Source organism: Pseudoalteromonas sp. S3260 (assembly GCF_005886925.1).
GTDB lineage: Bacteria > Pseudomonadota > Gammaproteobacteria > Enterobacterales > Alteromonadaceae > Pseudoalteromonas > Pseudoalteromonas tetraodonis.
The window spans coordinates 1-284 of record NZ_PNCV01000183.1 but is presented as its reverse complement, the minus strand read 5'-3'; the positions used below and the strand labels follow the sequence as shown (position 1 = coordinate 284).

Below are 284 nucleotides of genomic sequence, written 5' to 3'. Positions count from 1 at the left end.
CCACTGCATCAATCAACTTATTATCTGATTTAGCTATTGGGATACCAAGTTCCAACAAGCAACCTCGTTGCAGATTCCCCAAGGCTACTTTTTGCTTTACAAAGTGCTCTCTCATTGCTGACATGGCTTGTAAGCACTGCTCATTTATGCTTAATAATCTACTCGGTTTAACTGTTGGTTGTTGAGCTGCAATACCAATAGCTAAAGCATCATTCGCATCCGTTTTTTGGCCTTGTCTAAATGCTTTTACAACCCGTGCAGACATTGGCTTAACTGTATGGCCT

1 pseudogene is annotated in these 284 nt (G+C 41.2%); it reads right to left on the bottom strand.

What is annotated here, in order from left to right:
* Positions 1 to 265, bottom strand: a pseudogene (locus CWC14_RS17945) (IS110 family transposase); the annotation flags it as partial.
* Positions 266 to 284 lie beyond the last annotated feature (19 nt).